The organism is Actinoallomurus acaciae (assembly GCF_042429965.1).
Taxonomy (GTDB): domain Bacteria; phylum Actinomycetota; class Actinomycetes; order Streptosporangiales; family Streptosporangiaceae; genus Actinoallomurus; species Actinoallomurus acaciae.
In genome coordinates this window covers 1-5,495 of record NZ_JBHLZP010000523.1, presented here as the reverse complement: position 1 = coordinate 5,495, position 5,495 = coordinate 1, and the positions used below count along the sequence as shown (strand labels likewise).

5 protein-coding genes are annotated in these 5,495 nt (G+C 74.2%); 3 read left to right on the top strand and 2 right to left on the bottom strand.

Translation table 11 applies throughout. From position 1 onward, the window contains the following. On the bottom strand, window positions 1–410 hold a 410-nt coding region (locus ACFFNX_RS40715), incomplete at its 3' end, for an HD domain-containing protein (RefSeq protein ID WP_378211524.1). Beyond that, window positions 410–1,201 (bottom strand): ABC transporter ATP-binding protein, encoded by a 792-nt coding sequence (locus ACFFNX_RS40710; RefSeq protein WP_378211523.1) that lies wholly within the window; start codon window positions 1,199–1,201, stop codon window positions 410–412. The genes ACFFNX_RS40710 and ACFFNX_RS40715, both read right to left, overlap by 1 nt. Window positions 1,202–1,328: 127 nt before the next feature. Here ACFFNX_RS40710 and ACFFNX_RS40705 point away from each other — a divergent pair, with 127 nt between their 5' ends. The 3 genes from ACFFNX_RS40705 to ACFFNX_RS40695 form a co-directional block, all read left to right on the top strand. Then, window positions 1,329–2,447 carry an ATP-grasp domain-containing protein gene (locus ACFFNX_RS40705; protein WP_378211522.1) on the top strand — a complete coding sequence of 373 codons (1,119 nt, stop codon included), beginning with the start codon at window positions 1,329–1,331 and terminating at the stop codon, window positions 2,445–2,447. Further along, complete coding sequence (locus tag ACFFNX_RS40700; protein WP_378211521.1) at window positions 2,444–4,000, top strand: IucA/IucC family protein; 1,557 nt, start codon at window positions 2,444–2,446, stop codon at window positions 3,998–4,000. Before ACFFNX_RS40705 ends, ACFFNX_RS40700 begins: the two co-directional genes overlap by 4 nt. Further along, on the top strand, window positions 3,997–5,495 hold a 1,499-nt coding region (locus ACFFNX_RS40695; protein ID WP_378211520.1), incomplete at its 3' end, for an IucA/IucC family protein. The genes ACFFNX_RS40700 and ACFFNX_RS40695, both read left to right, overlap by 4 nt.

Genomic DNA, 5,495 nt, shown 5'->3' with positions numbered 1-5,495 from the left:
TACGCCGCGTAGCGGTCCGGCGGCGCGGCGAGGACGGCCAGGTCGGCGTCGCACAGCACGGCGCCGTCACGGTCGCCCTCCGCCGGGTCGTGGGTCGCGGTCAGGCGTACGAGCCGGGCGACCTCGGCGACCGTCGCGGCGGGCAGGTCGGTGTCGGCGAGCATCCGCTCGGCCAGCACGGCGCTGCGCTCCTCGTTGTCGCCGCGCGTCGGGTCATACACCGCGTCGTGGAACCAGGCCGCCAGGCGTACGGCGTCGGCGTCGGCCGCCTCGCCGGCCAGCTCGTCGACATGGTCGAGCACGTCGGCGAGGTGCTCGGTCGTGTGGTAGCGGCGGTGCGGCTCCGCGTACCGGCGCAGCAGGTCGGCACCGAGCGTCTCCGGGCCCGGCCAGCGCCGCAGCAGGTCCATCAGGAGGCTCGGGCGGTCCAGCGCCCGCCGGTCCGCTCGATGGTGATCGGATGGTCGAAGCACGCGCTGATCAGCTCGGTGGTCAGCACCTCCTCGGCGGCGCCGGAGGCGAGCACCCGCCCCTGCCGGAGCAGGATCGCGTGGGTGGTGCTGGCCGGCAGCTCCTCCAGGTGGTGGGTGACGAGCACGGTGGTCAGCGACGGCTGGGCGCGGCGAAGCTGGTCGATCGAGCTGAGCAGCCGCTCGCGGGCCGCGACGTCGAGCCCGGTGGCCGGCTCGTCGAGCAGGAGCAGCCGGGGGCGCGGCATGAGCGCGCGGGCGATGAGGGCCCGGCCGCGCTCGCCGTGCGACAGGGTCGGCCAGCGGGCGTCGCGATGGGAGTCGAGGCCGAGCAGCTCGATCAGCTCCTCGGCGCGGTCGAGCTCCTCCGGCTCGGGCTTCCAGTGCGGGACCAGCTCGATGCTGCCGGTGATCCCGGTGAGCACGATCTCCTGCACCGTGCGGGCGGACCGCAGCGGGTGGTGCGGGTTGACGTGCCCGATGTGGGCGCGCAACTCGCGTACGTCCACCCGGCCGAGCCGCCGGCCGAGCACGTCGACCGAGCCGCTCGTCGGATGCTGGTACGCGCCGAGGAGGCTGAGCAGCGTGGACTTTCCGGCGCCGTTGGCGCCGAGGAGGGCCCAGTGCTCCCCCTCTCGTACGGTCAGGGAGACCTCGTCGAGCAGGGCCCGGCGGTCTCGTACGAACCGGACGTCGTCGGTCTGCAGCACGGTCGGTTTGTCAGCGCTCATCGCCTGGCAGGCTATCGAAGACACGCGCGGCGTCCGTGGTTGCATAGCTCCGTGGGCGCGCGCCACTATGGTCACTCTGAGCTTAGGTAAGCCTTACCTCACTCCATTATCACGAACCGGGGGACCCGTGCGGCTCTACATCGTGGGCGGCAAGCAGACCGACTCGGTGGCGCACGGGTTCCTCCCGGCCGCCGCCGCGCTCGGCCTGGACGTCACGCTGCTGACCGACCGCGAGTGGCCGGTGGAGACCGTCCGCTGCGACGTCACGGACTTCCGGTCGATCGTCGACGCCGTCTCCCACGGCGGCGAGCCCGCGGCGATCTTCTCCAACAGCGACCACCTGCAGACGCCGACGGCGCTGGCCGCGGAGTTCTTCGGCCTGCCGGCCAAGGACTGGCGTGCCGCCCTGCGCACCAAGAACAAGGCGCTCATGCGCCGCACGCTCGGCGGGGTGTACGCCGTCGAGCTGTGGCCCGGCGAGGAGCCGCCCGGCGACGCGCCCTACCCCCTCGTGGTCAAGCCCCGCGAGGGCGTGGCCAGCGAGGACGTCTTCCTCGTCGGTGACGCGGACGAGCTGAAGGCCCGTTGCGCCGAGATCTGGGCCCGGCGGTCCGAGGCGCTCGTCGCCGAGGAGTACCTCCCCGGCGCGCTGCACACCCTGGAGACGCTGAACGGCCAGGTCCTCGGCGGGTTCCGCACGACGCTGTCGCCCCCTCCGCACTTCGTCGAGGAACGCCTCGACTGGGCGACACCGCCCCTCGCCGACGAGATCCTGGCCGCCCTGCGCACGCTGGGAGTCGGCCTCGGCGCCTGCCACACCGAGTACGTCGTGCACGAGGGCCGCGCCCGCGTCGTCGAGGTGAACTACCGGGTCATCGGCGATCACTGCGACTTCCTGCTCGGCGAGCTGCTCGGCGTGCCGATCTTCGAATTAGTGTTGCGCGCCCACCTCGGCGAGCCGGTTCCCCCCGTACCGGCCGCCACCGGGCACGCCGCGGTCGACTCGGTGATCGCGGACCGGCCGGGCACGCTGACCGGCGCGCCGGAGCGCCAGGAGCACACGGACCGCGAACGCGGCGTGCGGCTCGCCTACTGGCCGGTCCGCACGCTCGGCGACCTGATCCAACCGACCCGCACCAACCGCGACTACCTCGGCATGATCCGCGCGATCGGCCCCGACGCCGCCGCGGTCGACGCGGCGATCCGCGCGTTCCGCGAGCGGCACACGTGGGAGATCGTCCCTTGACCGGCGAGACCGTCGCGCCCGTACGGTCCCGTGAACACGAGGTCTACCTCGCCACTCGCGTGCTCGACGCGCTCCTGCGCGAGGACTACGGCGAGCTGTCGCGGCACGTCGCGGACGGGCGGCTGACACTGCCGGGCGGACGCGCCGTCACCCTGACGCGCGAGCGGGCCGGGACGGGCCGCCACCCCGGGTTCCTGGCCGAGCGCGTGGTCGACGACGACGAGCTCACCCTCGACGAGGTGATCGCGGCCACCCGCGCGCTCGCCGACCCCCGCGACGACGTCGCCGCGTTCGAACGCGAGTGCCGCGAGGCGCTGCGCGCGCTCCGCCTGTACGACGCGGTACGGCCGCGCCCCGACGGCGTGACCCGCTACGAGGCGCTCGCCGCCACCGTCGACCACCCCGTCTATCCGACCGCGCGGTGCCGTCTCGGCCTGCAAGAGCGCGACCTGCTCGCCTACGCGCCGGAGTTCGCCCCGTCGTTCCGGCTCTGCTGGACCGCCGTACCGCGCTCCACCTGCGAGGGCCTACGCCCGGACTGGTGGCCCACGGCCGCCGGCCTCGGCCTGCCGGAGGGGACCGACGTGTTCCCCGTGCACCCGCTGACGGCCCGGCTGCTCCCGACCGTGACCGGACCCGCGGTGACCGTACGGCCCACGCTGTCCATGCGGACGGTGGCCGTCGGGCCGCGCGAACAGCTCAAACTGCCGCTGCCGACGAGCACGCTCGGCCTGCGCAACCGCCGGGTGATCATGCCGGGCACGCTCTCCGACGGCGCCCTGGTCGAACGCGTGCTCCGCGCCGTCGCCGAGCGCGAGGACGCGCCCGTCCTCCTGGCCGACGAGCAGACCTACGGACACGCCGACGACCCGCTCCGCGGGTACCTGCTGCGGCGGATGCCGGCCGACGGCGTACCGGTCGCGGCCCTGCTCGCCCGCACGCCGGAGGGCCGATACGTCATCGAGGAGCTGGCCGCGGACGTGGCCGCCTTCTTCGGCGACTACCTGGAGACCCTGTTCCGCTGGAACGTCCCGCTGCTGACGCGGTACGGCATCGCGCTCGAGGCACATCAGCAGAACGTCTCGATCGTCCCCGGGCCGCCGATGCGCCTGATCATCAAGGACAACGACGGGGCGCTCATCGACCTGCGGCGCCTCGCCGACGCGCTCGGCCGGGCGCCCGACCCCGGGGAGTTCGCCGACCGCCGGCTGCTGAGCGCGGACCCGGAGGCCGCGGCCCGGGTCTTCGTCACGATCACCGTGCACCTGTGCGCGGGCGCGATCGCGTTCGGCCTCGCCGAACGCGGCCTGCTGCCCCTCGCCACGGGCCTGGGGCTGATCCGCGACCGCCTCGACTCGGCGCTCACCGCGCACGACCACACCGGTTTCCTGCGCGCCCGGACCCTCGACGCCGACCGGCTGCCCGGCAAGGCCATGGTCACCGCCGGCACGCTCGTCGGCAAGGACCGCACCGGCGCCGAGGACATCAACAAGCACTACGGCCCCTCCGGGCCGAACTACCTGAAGAACTATCCGAAGAGGTCCGCGTCTTGACGTCGCTCACCCACGCCGCTCCCGTCCGGCCGGTGCCGGCCCCGCCGTCCCCCCGCACCGACGCCGGTGAGATCACCGCGCTCGCCCTGCTCAACTGCGCGGTGCGCGAGTTGTGCGCGCCGGAACGGCAGATCTGGCCCGCCCATCCGTACCTCGTCGTGCGGCTCCCCCGCGTCGGCGTGATGCTGCGGGCGCGCCTGCTGCGGCCGCAGGTGATGACCCCGCGTCTCGCCACGCCGGTCGAGGAGCTGCGCGGCGGCTGGGTCCCGCTCGGCTGGCGGCGGCTCGCCGAGCTGGTCGCCGGCGCGCTGGAGCTGACGACCGGCGAGGCCAAGCCGGAGTTCGCCGAGCAGGTCGTGGCGAGCCACGACGCCGTCGAGACGATGATCGGCGAAGGGCGGCCGCCGGAGCCCGACCCGTACCTCGACTCGGAGCAGGCCCTGATCGCCGGACACCGGTTCCACCCCTCGCCCAAGGCGCGGCAGGGCGCCGACTGGCCGTCCTACGCCCCCGAGACCGGCCGTCGCTTCCCGCTGCGCTGGCTCGCGGTGCGCGAGGACGCGGTCGCCGAGGAGGGCGACGTCACGCTGCTGGACCGGCTCGGCCCGCCGGTGCGCGCGGGCTACCGCGTGCTGCCCGCGCACCCCTGGCAGCTCGCGCTGCTGGAACCCTCCTCGGACGCGATCATCGACCTGGGCCCGTACGGCCCGGAGGCCGCGCCGACCTCCTCGGTGCGCACGGTGTACGTGCCCGACGCGTTCCTGAAGTTCAGCCTGGACGTGCGCATCACCAACTGCGTGCGCAAGAACGCCTGGTACGAACTGCCCGGCGCCGTCGCGCTGACCCGCGCGCTGCGGCCGGTCTTCGACGGCCTGGCGGCCGGCGCGGTCGGCGAACCCGGCTACCGTACGGTCTCGGTCGGCGACCCGCGGCTGCACGAGGGGCTCGGCGTCATCGTCCGTGAGGGCGTCCGCGGCTTTTCGGGCACGCCCCTGCTCGCCGCCGCCATCGCCGACCCGTACGCCCGCAGCGGCGCCGCCGTCGCCCGGCTCCTCGCCGGCGCCTCCCGGGAGCACCTGCTGGCCTGGTGGGACGCCTACGTCCGCCACGTCGCCCCGCCGGTGCTGCGCGCCTACCTCGACCACGGCGTCGTCCTCGAACCTCACCTGCAGAACGTCCTGGTCACCGTGGACGACGACGGCATGCCCATCCAGGCGATCTTCCGGGACCTGGAGGGCACCAAACTACTGCGCGAACCGTGGGCGTCCTTCCTCGGCGAGCTGCCCGGCCCGGTGGCGCGGGCCATGACCTACGATCCCGAGCGCGGCTGGGACCGCGTGGTGTACTGCCTGTTCGTCAACCATCTCGCCGAGGTCGCCGCGGCCGTCGCGGACCTGTGCCCGGCGCTGGAGCGCGAGCTGTGGCGGCTGGCCCGCCACCACGTCGCCCGGTGCGCCGAGGAGACCCCGGCCGTGCCCGGCGGCGCGGCACGGCT

What these genes read in the sequence shown, in the direction of transcription:
- ACFFNX_RS40710 (WP_378211523.1), bottom strand. Translation starts at nt 1,201, where the DNA reads ATGAGCGCTGACAAACCGACCGTGCTGCAGACCGACGACGTCCGGTTC.